Below are 15347 nucleotides of genomic sequence, written 5' to 3'. Positions count from 1 at the left end.
CATTCTCAGTTATGCACGGGTATCAATCAATGAACCCAGCGCTTCATCCGCTTCTCGGACTACTTGAGTGGATGCTGTGGCTTCATTCTGATTGACTGCGGCCTGACTCACAGCCTGATCTTCTCCCCGCCCAGAAGCAAGTTCAGGACGATCAGGAGCACCGCTGCCTTGCACATCACCAGCCGCACGTGCTGAGTTATCCAGTCCACGGTTAACATTCATAAGACCACTGGTTTGCGCAGCAATACCATTAATATTCATAAATCACCTGTCGTCTTGGGTTAAAACAGTTTTTCAACTGCATTAGCAGTATAGCACCTAAGACCAACCTGTACATAATTTGTTCAATCTTACTGCTTGGTTTTTTACTTTGGCAGGAGTAGCGACAGATCCAGATAGCCTGATGCAGTAGCAGGGTCCGGCTGTTCGAGCCAAGGGATAAACCCCAGTAGCGGTGCCCGAATACGCTGCTGCAAACTTGCCAGATTCTCATTAACACAATGCATATCCGCATCAGTCTGACAGGCAACCCAACCCGCCAGTTGCACACCATCTCGAGCAATCGCTTCGACCGTTAGCAATGCATGATTCAGACAACCCAGTTTCATTCCGACCACCAGAATAACCGGCAATTCGAGCAGTTTTACTAACGCAGACAAATTTTCGCGCGGGTTCAGCGGCACACGCCAGCCTCCCGCACCTTCAACCAAGACCAGATCCGCTTTCTGCATCAAGGCACCACGACAATAAGCCGCTAGCCTATCGGCGCTGAGCTGGCGTCCAGCTGCCGCAATATGCGGAGCCACAGCAGCTTCCAGTGCCACCGGGTTTATCTGATCATAGCTCAATGAGATACTGGCATAGCGTTGCAGTAACAAGGCATCGGCATTGCGCAGCCCCTCTGAAGTCTGCTCACACCCGGCAGCCAGGGGCTTCAATCCGATGGTCTGCAGTTGCTGCTGGCCTGCCTGATATAGCAACGCGGTGGTCACCAAGGTTTTGCCAACATCAGTATCCGTACCCGTTATAAAATACGCCTGTTTCAACACTGACCCCTTAATTATTCCTTGCACCACTGCAGGTAATAGACTTCATAGCTGACGGGTAAACAACCGTCTTGCTGACGAAAATGATCATACGCACGCGTCAGTTGTTGCAGTCGGTCACGACCACCCAATCCAGCGAGAGATTGCCGTCCTTCTACAGCGGACGCACCCAGCATTTTCAACGCTTTCATCACCGCCCGCAAGTCTGGATAGGTCAGTGTATAAAAGGCCGTCTGCGACTTGAGTAACTGCAAACCTGGCGGTTGCAGGGCCAACAACGGCTCCAGCGCCACAAAGCGGTTCACATGGGGCAGTTGATCGACGCTTTGCCAGGCCGCTCTCATCTCACACAGACTTTTTGGTCCCAAGGTTGCCAACATCAGGCGCCCACCAGGCTTTAACACCCGACAGCACTCAGCAAACAAGCGTTTGTAGTCACTGCACCATTGCACCGCCAGACTGCTCCAGATCAGATCAACCTGCGCATCTGCCAGGGGTAAGGCCTCAGCATCCGCACACAAGGGCACCAGGTCCATCTCAGCATGAACTGACTTCACCTGCTGCAGCATTCCCTGGGCAATATCCAGCGCCAGTAATTGGCTGGAAGGATAGCGTTTACGTAAAGACGGCAGACCGTAGCCAGTACCGCACCCCAGATCGACAACGCGTTCGAGCGTTTGTATCGGCAAATCGGACAACAGCGTATCGGCGACTTCTCGCTGTAGATCAGCCACGGTGTCATAGGTCGTCGCGGCCCGACTAAAGCGAGAGGCTATATCCTGCTTATAGGCTTGATTGGCGGTAACCAGTGTCAGCATAGACCCGCCTCCCAGCTCAACACATCCGTTATTACTCTGTCAGCCGCTGAAATAAACGGCAGGTGCGATGCCCCGGGATAGCAATGCACGCTGGCATCACTACTCAGTAACGGCAGCAGCTCAACCAAGGGGGATGCTGGCACCAATGCATCCGATTTACCCAGCAAATGCAGAACAGGCAACTGAAGTTGAGCCAAAGCTGGACGAACATCTTCAAGCAACAGCGTCAGTAAATCACTCAGATAAGCCGTCGATAGAGGACTACAAGATCTGTGCAGCAAATCAAGCAGATGGCGTTTGTCCGTAGCACCCAATACCTGCAATGCATGAAAGCGTTGCAGGGTCGCTTCGGGGTTGGAAGAAAAGTCTGTCTGAAAACGACTAAACTGAGCCTGTGGCATGGCACAGTGCCAATCATCACGCTGCACAAAACAGGGGTTGAATGCCACAGTGATCAAACCTATGACATGCTCAGGTGCCTGAGCAGCCAGCTGTGTTGCCAGCAAGCCGCCCAGCGACCATCCCATCCATAGCGCCCGCTGCGGTGCCTGGCGTCTCAGGCATTGAATTAGGGTGTAATTGAGCGCAGCAGGTGAGGTTTTACGCCAATCAGAGTGATCAAAGACCACACGGTGCACCCGAAATTCAGCCATGAGCGCATCCAACAGCGGATCAAAAATATCGGCACTGCTGCCCCAACCCGGTACTAATACTAAGTCCCGCCCTTTGCTATTCAGGCATTCAATCTGCAGCATTATCCGACTCCATCACCTGCTTCAACCCTTGCACCAGCCTATCCACCTGCCCAATCGTGTGTGTTGCGGTCAGGGTCACACGCAAACGGGCGCTGCCTGCTGGTACCGTGGGTGGGCGGATAGCAGTAACTAACAATCCCTGTGACAGTAACTGCTCACTAATGCGTATCGCCTTGCCTGCACAGCCGATCATCAGCGGCTGAATCGGTGTATCAGAGGGTAGTAAACACATCCCGGCGGCGGCACATGACTGACGAAAGTGCTGGATCAACTGCTGCAGGTGCTGGCGACGCCAGTCTTCTGCCTGTACCAGTGCAAGACTGGTACGGGTCGCTTCGGCCACAGCCGGCGGCAGTCCTGTGGTGTAAATGTAGCTCCGGGAAAACTGAATCAGGGTTTCAATCAGTGCCTCCGAACCGGCGACAAAAGCGCCAGCTGTACCAAAGGCTTTACCTAGCGTACCCACTAAAACTGGTAGTTCTTCAGGCGCCAGCCCACTGACAGCAGCACTGCCACCACCCTGTGCACCCAACACACCAAAGCCATGCGCATCATCGACCACCAACCAGGCCTGATGCGACTGACACAAGGCTGACAAAGCCACCAGGTCAGCCTGATCACCATCCATACTGAACACCCCATCGGTGACAACCAGCCGACGTTGTGACTGACTAGTCTGTAACATGCGCTCCAGCGAGCCTGTGTCCAGATGCGGATAACGGCGAAAACGGGCACCACTCAGCAAGGCACCATCCAGCAATGAGGCATGGTTAAGCCGATCATGGAATACCGCATCGCGCCGCCCAGCCAGGGCCGTCATGACGCCGAGATTGGCCATATAACCGGAACTGAATAACAACGCCCGTTCACGCCCGGTGAAAGCCGCCAGCTCCAGCTCCAGTTGATGATGTGCATCCGTATGGCCCGCGGTCAGATGGGATGCGCCACTGCCGACACCATAACGCTGGGTGCCTTCGATCATAGCCTCTGCCACCCGGGGATCAGCGGCTAACCCGAGGTAATCATTGCTGCAGAAACTCAACACCGACTGATTACCCAGCATCCTTTCTGGCTGCTGCGCTGAGTGTATAACCTGGCGCTGACGATAGAGCTGCTGTTGGCGGCGCTCCTCCAGTGCCGGTTTGAGCAGACTGTCCATCACTGAGCCGACTCAGCCGCATTGTAGAAAAAGGCTTTATCCTGTTCGGTGGCGATCCGCTGCATCAGTGCCGTCTCACAGTCATCATCCGACGCCATCTCCACAGCTTCCGGATACAGGCCTAACTTGGCAAACAGTGCTTTATCGGCCTCAGCCTGTGGGTTCTCTGTTGTCAGCAGGCGATCACCGTAAAAAATCGAATTAGCACCGGCCATAAAGCACAAGGCCTGCATCTGCTCATTCATTTCGGTGCGGCCAGCCGATAACCGCAGATGTGATGCTGGCATCAGAATCCGGGCAACCGCCAGGGTACGGATAAACTCAAAGGCATCCAGTTCCGGCGCATCTTCCAACGGGGTACCTTCGACTCTCACCAGCCGATTCACCGGCACAGATTCCGGGTGTTCAGGAAAGCATGCAAGGGTTTGTAACAGACTGACTCGATCCGTCCGCGATTCACCCAGCCCCAGAATACCGCCACAACAAACTTTCATCCCGGCGGCCCGAACATGCCCCAGCGTATCCAGTCGATCCTGATAACTCCGGGTGGTGATGATGTTGCCGTAAAACGCCTCAGAGGTATCCAGATTGTGGTTGTAATAATCCAGACCCGCGGCCGACAAGGCCTGTGCCTGCTCCGCTTTGAGCATGCCCAATGTCATACAGGTTTCCAGCCCCAGCGCTTTAACCCCCTGGATCATCTCCAGTACGTAGGGCATATCCTTGGCACGCAGGTGCTTCCAGGCGGCACCCATGCAGAAACGGCTGGCGCCCTGTGTTTTAGCGGCCTGAGCTTCTGCAAGTACGGCTCGTACCTGCATCAGTTTTTCTGTTTCCAGTTCAGCGTTATGATGGATACTTTGAGGGCAATATTTGCAGTCTTCCGGGCAGGCGCCGGTTTTGATCGACAATAAGGTACTGATTTGCACGGCGTTGGGATCAAAAAACTTACGATGCACCGTCTGAGCTCGGTACATAAGCTCGGTAAAAGGCAGATCAAACAGCGCACTGATTTCGGCATGCTGCCAGTTATGTCGAACGGAAACCCCGGTGGTCATAGCATCACCCTACATAAATGTTTTACAGTAGTCTGGCCTGAAGCCAGTAAACGAAGAGCCAGGAAAGCTCTGATAATGGGCAATGATAGTAAATTGACACAAGGACTTGTCAACTTATGTTTTTCGACAAAGTTAACTATAGATTACTATTTAAACAAACCTGTTCACTTTGCCAACTTCAAACTGCTCAGATTAATGGCTTGTGTGAAGACTGCCATGCCGATCTACCCTGGCTGCTGCTGGGCTGTCCCGTGTGTGGCCTGCCTCGATCCTTTCCCGATCAGACCTGCAGCCATTGCCAACAAGCCATCCCCAGGTTTGACCGCTGTGAAGCACCGCTTGAATACCGCTTTCCAATCAACAGTCTGCTGCCAGGAATCAAATATCATGGCCGTATACAGGCGCTGGGTTGGTTAGCCGAATTATTGTCACACCACCTTCAGGATCGCTGTGAAACCTGGCCAGACCTACTCTTGCCCGTTCCCATGCACCCCATTGATGAAGCCTTGCGAGGTTTCAATCAGGCGGAATTACTGGCCAACCTGTTAAGCCAAAAGCTACAGATTCGCTGTGATTCAGGACAACTTCGTAAGGCACACCGGAGGGTGAAACAGATGACACTGAGTGCATCTGCCAGACGAAACAATCTGAAAGGTGCCTTCAGCATTCGTGGTGAATTACCCCAAAGCGTCGCACTTATCGATGACATCATGACCACCGGCGCTACCGCTGATGAAATTGCAGGCTTATTAAAAAACCAGGGGGTAAGCCATGTACAGGTTTGGGTGCTGGCACGTACGCCAGAGCCTGATCTGGACTGAGAATTACGCTGAATAATCCTGTAATATGGATGCAATTTCATGATTTTGCTGTCATACCCTGAGGATAGCTACTTGGCTGAAAAACCTGACTGGCCTAAATCCACTAGCAAGCTGCGCGACTTCCTGTCGGTATTTCAATACAGCCAACGGGCCTTACAACTGGTCTGGAGCACCTCGCGAGCACTAACCTGGGGGCTGATGCTGTTGACGCTGGTCGCGGGTGTCATGCCTGCTCTGGCCGCTTACCTGGGCCAACTGATCGTTGATGGTGTACTCGCGGCAATCAGCACCTATCAGCATCAGGGAGAGGTTGATTACTGGCCCATTATGCAACTGGTTGCACTGGAAGGGCTGGTCATTACGATCCTGGCCGCAGCACAACGTGGTCTATCAGCTCAGCAATCCTTGCTGAAGGCACTGATGGGTCAACGTGTCAATGTGATGATTCTGGAAAAAGCACAGACATTATCATTAGCTCAATTTGAAGATTCAGAATTTTACGACAAATTAACGCGAGCAAGACGCGAAGCATCGACCCGTCCACTGGCCTTGGTCAATAAAACCTTCAGTCTGATTCAGAACTCGATTGCTTTAGCCAGTTTTGCAGTATTGCTGGTGCAGTTTTCTCCCTGGGCTTTGCTGGTGCTGTTTATTGCCGCCCTACCTGTATTTATGTCCGAAGCAAAATTTTCCGGTGATGCGTTTCAGCTGTCGCGCTGGCGCTCTCCTGAACTCCGTAAGCAGATGTATCTGGAAACGCTGTTGGCACGCGAAGACTCAATCAAAGAAGTGAAGCTGTTTGGACTGGGCACCCTGCTGCTGGATCGCTACAAAGCCATTTTCAACACCTTGTTCAGTGCCGAAAAACGGCTGATTATACGCCGTGATCTCTGGGGTTTTGCCCTGGGTCTGTTGGGGACACTGGCTTTCTATGCCGCCTATGCCTGGATCGTGGTTGAGGCTATTCAGGGAGTCATCACCCTTGGGCAAATGACCATGTACCTGCTCATATTCAAGCAGGGTCAAACGGCCATCAGCACCAATTTGACCGCCATCAGTGGCATGTATGAAGACAACCTCTACCTGTCCAATCTCTATGAGTATCTGGAACAACCAGTTGAAGCGGAATCTGGTAGCGCGCACCACGGCCCCTTGCCGAATGACGGCATTCGCTTCGACGCCGTCAGTTTCACCTACCCTGGCGCTAATAAACCGGCCCTCAAGCGCATATCCCTACACCTGCCACCGGGCCAAAGCTTAGCCCTGGTAGGTGAAAATGGATCCGGGAAAACCACGCTGATCAAATTACTGACCCGCCTTTACCATCCGGATGAAGGTCGTATCCTACTGGACGGACTGGATTTAAATGAATGGGATCCACAGAGCTTGAGAGAGCGTGTGGGGGTGATTTTTCAGGATTTTGTTCGTTACCAGTTTCTGGTAGGTGAAAACCTCGGTGCGGGTGATGTTTCCGAATTCGACAATGAAGAGCGTTGGCAAGAAGCCGGCCGGCTCGGTTTGGCAGACCCTTTTATTAACCAGTTGAATGATCAATACCATACCCAATTGGGGCGCTGGTTTAAGGGCGGTCAGGAGCTCTCAGGTGGCCAATGGCAAAAAATCGCTCTAGGACGTGCGTTTATGCGCTCTAAAGCAGACATACTGGTATTAGATGAACCCACGGCCGCTATGGATGCTGAAGCTGAGGCCAAAATTTTTGAGCACTTTCGCAGCCATGCCAAGCAGCGCATGGTAATTTTGATTTCACATCGCTTTTCAACGGTCAGAATGGCTGACAACATTTTGCTACTGCGCAATGGCGAAATTATTGAGCAGGGTAATCATGCGTCGCTCTTGGCAAAAAATGGACGCTACGCTGAGTTGTTTCATTTGCAGGCCAAGGGTTATCGGTTGGACTAACCCAGCATTGGTTAGAGTCTAGACCAATGCTGTAGGGAGCATTGGCCATAGCATTCAACGGAAGTTGAGGCTGCCCACGCCGAAGATACCAATCAAGCCAATGACAATCAGATAGATAGCCACGATGTAGTTGAGCAAACGCGGCATGACTAGAATGAGAATCCCGGCGATCAGGGACACCAGTGGCGCAAGGGCTAGATGGATATTCATATGCATACCTTTAAGTTGATTTGGATCGTTTCACAGGCTACGCCTTGAACGAACCAGGCTCTGTGCGTTGTCGCACACGGCAGGATGCATTATAGCACAAGCCCCGCACAACAAGGATCATCCAACGCAAACCGCAGCTACTGGGTGGTCATGCACGAAACTGCCTTGCCACAAACGCCCAGACCATGCGCGACGCATCAGGTCCCCGCGCGTCACTAAAATCACCACCACTGGCAGAGCCGCCACTCCACGCATGCCCGAGTGACTCAATTCCAACCAGCGTCGCCACCGTTTTCACACCACACTTGAAGTCCGTTACGGTCATCGGGTAGCGCTTGCCGCGCTGTATATTGCGCGACGCGCATGTGCGTGCGCCAGCGGCTTCGGCCCAGGCATTTACTGCGGCCTGACCATTACTGGCAGCCACCACGCTATCGCCATGGATCACCAGCAAGAACGGCCAGGACTTAGCCATGACTGTCGGCGTGGCATCCAGACGTCCCGCCCCCAGGAATCCATGCATCGCACCGACGGCTGTCAGCGTGGAATGCGCAGTGCCGGTGGGTATGCCGGAATGCATCGCCACTGCCCTGAAGCGCTCCGGGTGACGCGAAACCAGCAGCACCGCCATGCTGGCCCCGGCAGACAGGCCCGCTACCGCAACCCGAGCAGGATCTACCGGATAAAGCAGGTTGACCTGATCAATTGCATTCATGATCAACTCAACTTCTCCAAACGCACGCCCGGTAGCCGTCGTATCAAACCAGTTCCAGCAGCCCTGTGCATTGGACAGGCGATCCTGTTCAGGGTAAAGCACCAGAAAGCGCTCACGATCCGCAATTTGATTCATGCGAGTACTTACCGCAAAGCTGCGGGCATCCTGGCCACAGCCATGCAGCATAACCAGCAGAGGCACGCGCTCATTCGCGCGGATGCCTAGCGGACGATACACTCTGAAGCGGCGCGCTCCAGCTGTCCCTACAGCAAGCCCGCGGATCCAGCGGCCCGCACCTGGTGGTGGCTTTTTCGCGTCCACGCGCCGCTTGATCGCTTTGGTAACTGTGTGGGTAACTGTGCGAGTGCTCGCTCGCTTGACTGCTCGGGTTCCTGCGCGCAGCGCCTTTTTCGTAGCCGTCGAGAGTCCACGCGACATGATCGTGTTCCAGCTTGGTGCGCGATAACGTTTAGGCATATTTCGCACTCCAGTGCTTGAACGAACTGAACGAGCCTGGCCCGCTCTATTGGCCGTCGATCAGACTCAAGTCTGACTGACTGCTTGACTGCTACTTGCTGATTTCACGACCGATGATGCCACCAACGGCTGCACCACCCACGGTTCCGATCGCACTGCCGCCAGTCAATACCGCACCGCCAACGGCGCCAATACCGGCACCGGCCGCTGTATTTTTGTCCTGGTTCGACATACCAGCACATCCACCGAGTCCGAGCAGCACCGCAATGGTAGCAACGCCGAACAGTAGATTGCGCGATGAATTGATCGAACGATGGTTGAAGATGCTCATGATAATACCTCGATGGGGAGACTTGGGAAGCATGTCGCGACGACTGTCTGCGATAACAAAGCATGCAGGATGGAGGCAATATCGTCTGTCCGTTGCCACACATATCGGGTATTCACACGGGGTGACGGGTGTGCAAAATTACCTGTATAAGGGCAGCAAGGGCGCAAACCACTGTTGCAGGTGCTCGACACAGGCACGTACCTTGGCCGAGTCAGCCAAGCGCTGCGGATAGACGGCCCAGACATTGGCCGTTTGCCAGTATTCCGGCAATATATGTCGCAGCTTTCCAGCCTCGATCAACGGCGCCACCTCCCATGCCGAGCGCAGCAGTATTCCCTTACCCTGAAGTGCCCACTGCAAGGCAATTTCACCATGATTGGATGACAAACGCCCCTGTACCCGTATCTGCTTTTCGCCACCCGCTGACTCCAGGCGCCACAAACCAAACGGGTGGTCCCGCTCTTTGATCACCAGACACTCATGTGCTGTCAACTCGGCCAGGGTTTGTGGTTCTCCTCGCGCATCCAGATAGGCAGGGGCCGCGCAGAGCAGCCGTCGGTTATCTGCCAACTTACGTGCGATCAGATGACTGGCTATCTCTTCACCAATGCGCACATCCAGATCAAAACCTTCGCCGGCCACATCAATCAGACGGTCAAACACTTCCAAGCGCACAGCTAATTCCGGGTATAGCTCAGTCAAGGCAGCCAAAGCCGGGGCAACCTGCTGACGACCAAAGCCGAAGCTGGAACTGATGCGCAGCACCCCACTAGGCGTCTGACGTGTCTGAGCGACCTCTTCATAAAGCTGGTCAATATCATCCAGGATCTGCTTAGCCCGACGCAGCACCTTTTCGCCTTGCTCTGTCACACTCACACGACGTGTTGTACGGTGCAATAAACGGGTATTCAATGCCGATTCAAGGCTACGTATGCGCTTGCTGATATAAGCCACTGACACACCCAGATCGACCGCCGCCGCGGCAAAACTGGCTTTTTCAGCCACTTGTATAAACACCCGCAAATCATCATTCGATGGACTTTTATGCATGATATGGAAACAGTAGGTTAACTTGAAACGGTATTGTATTCATTTTGTACACAATTAATATAGCCATATTAACTTAGGAGAATCGAATATGAATCAGTCATTCAATATTGCAGTCATCGCTGGGGACGGCATAGGTAAGGAAGTTATGCCCGAAGCGCTGCGTGCCCTGCAAGTGGCCGCTGAGCGCTTTAATATCAACCTGAATTACACCCCTATTGAATGGGCCAGCTGTGACTATTATCAGCAACATGGCCAGATGATGCCGGATGACTGGAAGGCACAACTTTCTGGTATGGATGCGATCCTGTTCGGTGCCGCAGGCTGGCCGGAAACCGTTCCAGACCATATTTCACTCTGGGGATCGTTACTGAAGTTTCGCCGTGAATTTGATCAATACATTAATCTGCGTCCGGTGCGTCTTTTTGAAGGTGTGCCCTGCCCTTTAGCCGGTCGTAAAGCCGGTGATATCGATTTTTACGTGGTGCGTGAAAACACCGAAGGTGAATACACCAATCTGGGTGGTCGCATTTTCGAAGGGACAGAGCGTGAGGTGGTGATACAGGAATCCGTATTTACCCGCTACGGAACTGACCGGGTACTGAAATACGCCTTTGAGCTTGCCCAAAGCCGTGCAAGAAAACACCTGACCGTCGCTACCAAAAGTAATGGCATTGCTATCAGCATGCCCTGGTGGGATGAACGTGCCGATGCCATGGCAGCGCATTACCCGGACATTAACGTCGACAAGCAGCATATCGACATCCTGTCTGCCCGCTTTGTATTGCAACCCGACCGCTTTGATGTCGTAGTCGCCAGTAACCTGTTCGGCGACATCCTGTCAGACCTGGGGCCAGCCTGCACCGGCACCATCGGCCTGGCGCCCTCAGCCAACCTGAATCCTGAAGGCCTTTTCCCTTCCCTGTTTGAACCTGTACACGGCTCAGCCCCGGATATCTATGGCCAGAATATTGCCAACCCCGTTGCCATGATCTGGTCAGCCGCATTGATGCTTAACTTCCTCGGTTGTACCGAAGCCCATGATGCCATGCTCAACGCCATCGAAACGGTCCTGGCCAAAGGACCACGTACACCTGATTTAGGTGGTACCGCCAGTACCACCGAGATGGGCGAAGCGATTGCAGCACTGATCTGATTATGCTGTTCTGTGACTTGGGCTCATAGGCACACGGCCTTGGGCTAATGGCATCGGACCTGGCTGACACGCCGTAAACCCATCCCTGGGGGCTCCAGTGCGCCATCCATGGCGCACTGGGTCAGCCACATCCGATCCCATCAGCCCCCATCAACTTGGGTGCCTGCGTAAAGTTGGTTTGGCACAGGACTGTAGGCGGGGTGTTGGTATCGTTTTGGTGGGACCGTCTGGCGGCAGCCGAGCGGTCAGGATGACGAAAAGCGTGTCCCACCAAAGCGATGGCACCACCCCAGCATGGCACTAACTTAACAAGCCAAATCCCTTACAAAAAACACTGAAATAAGGGTTTGCACCACAAAAAAAATGTTAATCTTGTCTGCAATCTACTCATGCGCATGCTGGGTCATACCACCAGAGCATCAGGAACAATAAACAGGAGACCAGAATGTCAGATATTTTTGAGCTGGAGCAGCGCGATCCAGACAACTATCGCAAAGAAACCCGAAAAAACACCCTGATTCTGATCGTAATTTTTGTGGTTCTGGCGATGGGGCTGTCAACCTTGAGCGTGTCGCTCTTCGGCCAGCCAGACGGCAATAACTTTGTCTGGAATGTTGCCGGTGTATTGGCGGGGTTTATACTCACAACGCTGATTTTCAAGCAGGTTCTCTGGTATAAACCCTGGATGAATGCATCTGTGTATGGCTGGAAACTCAAACGCTGCTTGATGCGCATCACCAACATTATGCACCATGTCGAAACGGGTGTTGAACAGAACGACATCACCGCCATCAAGCTACTACGCTTCTACCATCTTGGCCTGATGCAGATGCATCAATTAGAAGGCAATGACGGCGGTGTTAGTGAATTGCAGAAACCGGTCCAAAAGCTATTGCTGAAAATTGAGGCGCTTGAACTGGATCCTCAACAGATCCGCTTTGATTCAACCTGGATAGACTCAGCGAAACACTCAGCAAAACAACAGACCCGTTAGATTCAAAGGTTTTATTCCTCAGCTGCTAGGACCATTTATGTTGCGGCGGCTGATACTGCTCTAACGCCTGCAGCAGTGCTTCGGGCTGATCAGCCCGAATCAGCATATTGGCATGCACAGGCTTCAGAAAACCGGCCTCTGTCATGTTGGTTACCATCTGCAGCAGCGGATCATAAAAGCCGTTCACATTGTAAAAAGCGCAGGGTTTGGTGTGATACCCCAGTTGCGCCCAGGTCCAGGATTCGAAAATTTCTTCCAGTGTTCCTGCCCCACCCGGCATGGCAACGAAGGCATCTGCCAGTTGTGCCATTTTAGCCTTGCGCTCATGCATATCGGCGACAACAAATAGTTCTGTTAAACCAGGATGCGCCAACTCTTTGGATTGCAGCGATACCGGAATAACACCATACACCTGCCCACCGGCATCCATGACGGTGTCAGCAATAACGCCCATCAAACCGACTTTACCGCCACCATAAACCAACGCAATCTGCCGCTCAGCAAAATACTGCCCCAGCGCTCTGGCTGCCTGGGTATAGACTGGATCAAGGCCTGCACTGGAGCCGCAAAATACCGCAATTTTCATAAACTCATCCCTTTAGCTTCATACAAACTGGTATGGGTCTCCGGCTTTGGCCAGCCTACCCAATGGCGAATTATCTAAGCATGTGGTTCAGTTGAAATCAACACAGACTTTGTCTCTCGGCAGCAAGCCGGTTATCATCCTGCCAGCTATCACCCCATCACCAGCCTGCAGGAGATATACCCGGTGTTTCAGTTCGATGCGATCGGTTATGTTCACAGCCCGTTCAAGGAAAAGTTTGGCATCCCCAGACAACCCGGCCTGACGCAGTCACTTCGCACCCGCATCCACCTGCATGCGCCCTATAATCACCCGGATACCACCAAAGGGTTAACCGACTGCAGCCATATCTGGATTATCTTTGTATTCAGTGCCACACAGAATCAGGGTTGGCATGCCACCGTGCGTCCACCACGGTTGGGAGGTAACAAACGCCTTGGCGTATTTGCCAGCCGCTCCACCTTTCGCCCCAATCCTATCGGCCTTTCAGTGGCCCGGCTCGTAGGTATCACCCGCGAAGGTGATGAGCTGATACTGGAAGTGGCCGATGCCGATCTGCTCGATGGCACACCGGTACTGGATATCAAGCCTTATTTGCCCTATGCCGACAGCCTGCCTGAGGCCCACTTTTCACTCGGCAGCAAGCCAGAGCCCCTGGCGCTGCCGGTTATTTTTTCGCCACAGGCCGAGCTGTTCTGCCAGCAGTATCAGCAAGCTCAGGGTGAGCCGCTGCAGGAACAAATCACTGAACTGTTGCGCTGCGACCCTCGACCTGCCTATCAAACTGACAGTGAGCGCATCTACGGCATGCGCTTGCATGACCTGAACCTGCACTGGTCTGTGAGTGATTCAGTGATCCATGTTATCGACATCCTACCGGTCACTGCTTAAGCTAGGCACCACTTACCAGCATCCACGGAGCCCCCATGCCCCTGACATCAGTCACACAGAAACAACTCCTCGACTATGACCGCGAGCATATCTGGCACCCTTACTCATCCATGACCCAACCCACACAGGTGTATGCCGTCAGTTCTGCCTCAGGTGTCAGGCTTCAGCTAAGTGATGGTCGCGAACTGATTGATGGCATGGCTTCCTGGTGGTCGGTGATTCATGGCTATAACCATCCCCAACTGAATCTGGCAGCAAAGAGTCAGATTGACTGCATGGCGCATGTGATGTTTGGCGGACTGACGCATCAACCCGCCGTGGAGCTGGCGCGACGACTGGCTGAGATCACCCCAGCGGGACTGGAGAAGGTGTTTTTTGCCGACTCCGGCTCAGTCAGTGTGGAAGTAGCCATCAAGATGGCATTGCAATACCAGCAGGCACGCGGAGCGGCACACAAGCAACGCATTATCAGCCTGCGCCGTGGTTATCATGGTGACACCTTTGCTGCCATGTCGGTTTGCGATCCGGTCACGGGTATGCACCAGTTGTTCAGTGGCGCACTGGCACAACAGATCTTTTTACCCGCCCCGCAAACCCCCTTTGGCCAGCCCCTGTATGCTGAAGATCTATACGCGCTGGAGCAGACATTAGCGCAACAACATGATCAGGCGGCGGCGCTGATACTCGAGCCGATTGTGCAGGGTGCCGGCGGCATGCGTTTTTATTCCGCCGAGTATTTGCAAAAAGCCAGAGCCCTCTGTGATCACTATGATCTGCTGTTGATTGCCGATGAGATAGCCACAGGTTTTGGCCGGACCGGCGAGCTGTTTGCCTGCCAACATGCTGATATCAGCCCCGATATTCTCTGCCTGGGCAAGGCGTTGACTGGCGGGTATATGACGCTGGCCGCCACACTGACCAACCGTCACGTGGCCGAAACCATTTCTAACGGCGGTGCCGGTTGCTTTATGCACGGCCCCACCTTTATGGCCAACCCACTGGCCTGCGCGGTGGCCTGTGAATCAATCGACCTGCTGCTAGAGCAGGACTGGCAAGCCACTATTCAACGCCTTGAGCAGGGTTTGCGCCAGGGACTAGCCCCCGCAGCTGAGTTTGATTCGGTCGCTGAGGTTCGCTGCCTGGGTGGTATAGGTGTGATTGAGCTCCACTCAGCGGTTGATATGCAAACTGTACAGCCGCGGTTTGTTGAGCGGGGTGTCTGGGTACGCCCCTTTGGTAAACTGGTGTATGTCATGCCTCCCTACATCATGGATAATGCCGATCTGAAACAGCTGTGTAGTGCCATCATTCAGGTAGTGAGTGAGCTATAATATAGCCAGATTAAATAGTGTAGTTTTATAGAACT

17 protein-coding genes are annotated in these 15347 nt (G+C 53.4%); 6 read left to right on the top strand and 11 right to left on the bottom strand.

Features of this window, described 5'->3' with window-relative positions; genetic code table 11:
* Window positions 1-9: 9 nt before the first annotated feature.
* The 6 genes from ACN0R1_RS02535 to bioB form a co-directional block, all read right to left on the bottom strand.
* The gene (locus tag ACN0R1_RS02535) at window positions 10-261 is read right to left on the bottom strand and encodes a hypothetical protein (protein ID WP_417579607.1); all 252 of its coding nucleotides are present in this window, start codon (window positions 259-261) and stop codon (window positions 10-12) included.
* Window positions 262-365: 104 nt separating this feature from the next.
* Window positions 366-1049: a dethiobiotin synthase gene (bioD, locus tag ACN0R1_RS02530; protein WP_417579605.1), complete on the bottom strand. Its 684-nt coding sequence runs from the start codon at window positions 1047-1049 to the stop codon at window positions 366-368.
* 11 nt (window positions 1050-1060) lie between these two features.
* Entirely contained in the window at window positions 1061-1864 is an 804-nt protein-coding gene (gene bioC, locus ACN0R1_RS02525; protein WP_417579603.1) for a malonyl-ACP O-methyltransferase BioC, read from the bottom strand.
* Window positions 1858-2619, bottom strand: coding sequence for an alpha/beta fold hydrolase (locus tag ACN0R1_RS02520; protein WP_417579601.1), 762 nt, complete (start codon window positions 2617-2619; stop codon window positions 1858-1860). The genes bioC and ACN0R1_RS02520 overlap by 7 nt, the downstream gene beginning before the upstream one ends.
* Window positions 2606-3778, bottom strand: a complete 1173-nt coding sequence (gene bioF / locus ACN0R1_RS02515) for an 8-amino-7-oxononanoate synthase (protein ID WP_417579958.1) — start codon at window positions 3776-3778, stop codon at window positions 2606-2608. The genes ACN0R1_RS02520 and bioF overlap by 14 nt, the downstream gene beginning before the upstream one ends.
* A complete protein-coding gene (gene bioB / locus ACN0R1_RS02510) occupies window positions 3778-4836 on the bottom strand; it encodes a biotin synthase BioB (protein ID WP_417579599.1) in 1059 nt (352 codons plus the stop codon). Before bioB ends, bioF begins: the two co-directional genes overlap by 1 nt.
* A 116-nt stretch (window positions 4837-4952) precedes the next feature.
* Here bioB and ACN0R1_RS02505 point away from each other — a divergent pair, with 116 nt between their 5' ends.
* Window positions 4953-5657, top strand: a complete 705-nt coding sequence (locus ACN0R1_RS02505; RefSeq protein WP_417579597.1) for a ComF family protein — start codon at window positions 4953-4955, stop codon at window positions 5655-5657.
* A 72-nt stretch (window positions 5658-5729) separates the two neighbouring features.
* The gene (locus ACN0R1_RS02500; RefSeq protein ID WP_417579595.1) at window positions 5730-7577 is read left to right on the top strand and encodes an ABC transporter ATP-binding protein; all 1848 of its coding nucleotides are present in this window, start codon (window positions 5730-5732) and stop codon (window positions 7575-7577) included.
* Window positions 7578-7631: 54 nt separating this feature from the next.
* On the opposite strand, the gene ACN0R1_RS02495 is transcribed toward ACN0R1_RS02500, so the two are convergent.
* From ACN0R1_RS02495 to ACN0R1_RS02480, 4 genes are all read right to left on the bottom strand, one after another.
* Window positions 7632-7787, bottom strand: a complete 156-nt coding sequence (locus ACN0R1_RS02495; RefSeq protein WP_417579593.1) for a DUF3096 domain-containing protein — start codon at window positions 7785-7787, stop codon at window positions 7632-7634.
* Between the two features lie 148 nt (window positions 7788-7935).
* Entirely contained in the window at window positions 7936-8979 is a 1044-nt protein-coding gene (locus ACN0R1_RS02490) for an alpha/beta hydrolase family esterase (protein ID WP_417579591.1), read from the bottom strand.
* Window positions 8980-9070: 91 nt separating this feature from the next.
* Window positions 9071-9310 carry a prenyltransferase gene (locus ACN0R1_RS02485; protein ID WP_417579589.1) on the bottom strand — a complete coding sequence of 80 codons (240 nt, stop codon included), beginning with the start codon at window positions 9308-9310 and terminating at the stop codon, window positions 9071-9073.
* A gap of 138 nt (window positions 9311-9448) precedes the next feature.
* Window positions 9449-10360, bottom strand: coding sequence for a LysR substrate-binding domain-containing protein (locus ACN0R1_RS02480; protein ID WP_417579587.1), 912 nt, complete (start codon window positions 10358-10360; stop codon window positions 9449-9451).
* Between the two features lie 88 nt (window positions 10361-10448).
* Here ACN0R1_RS02480 and ACN0R1_RS02475 point away from each other — a divergent pair, with 88 nt between their 5' ends.
* The gene (locus ACN0R1_RS02475) at window positions 10449-11513 is read left to right on the top strand and encodes a tartrate dehydrogenase (RefSeq protein WP_417579585.1); all 1065 of its coding nucleotides are present in this window, start codon (window positions 10449-10451) and stop codon (window positions 11511-11513) included.
* Between the two features lie 445 nt (window positions 11514-11958).
* A complete protein-coding gene (locus tag ACN0R1_RS02470; RefSeq protein WP_417579583.1) occupies window positions 11959-12507 on the top strand; it encodes a DUF3087 family protein in 549 nt (182 codons plus the stop codon).
* Between the two features lie 25 nt (window positions 12508-12532).
* Here the strand turns inward: ACN0R1_RS02470 and ACN0R1_RS02465 are convergent, their stop codons facing one another.
* On the bottom strand, window positions 12533-13093 hold the full coding sequence (locus ACN0R1_RS02465; RefSeq protein ID WP_417579581.1) for a TIGR00730 family Rossman fold protein: 561 nt from the start codon (window positions 13091-13093) through the stop codon (window positions 12533-12535).
* 183 nt (window positions 13094-13276) lie between these two features.
* Here ACN0R1_RS02465 and tsaA point away from each other — a divergent pair, with 183 nt between their 5' ends.
* Window positions 13277-13981, top strand: a complete 705-nt coding sequence (tsaA, locus tag ACN0R1_RS02460; protein ID WP_417579579.1) for a tRNA (N6-threonylcarbamoyladenosine(37)-N6)-methyltransferase TrmO — start codon at window positions 13277-13279, stop codon at window positions 13979-13981.
* 35 nt (window positions 13982-14016) lie between these two features.
* Window positions 14017-15312: an adenosylmethionine--8-amino-7-oxononanoate transaminase gene (gene bioA, locus ACN0R1_RS02455; RefSeq protein WP_417579577.1), complete on the top strand. Its 1296-nt coding sequence runs from the start codon at window positions 14017-14019 to the stop codon at window positions 15310-15312.
* Window positions 15313-15347 lie beyond the last annotated feature (35 nt).

This window comes from Nitrincola sp. (genome assembly GCF_048264025.1).
Taxonomy (GTDB): domain Bacteria; phylum Pseudomonadota; class Gammaproteobacteria; order Pseudomonadales; family Balneatricaceae; genus Nitrincola.
The sequence above is the reverse complement of the archived record's forward strand: the minus strand, read 5'-3'. Positions and strand labels throughout refer to the sequence as shown.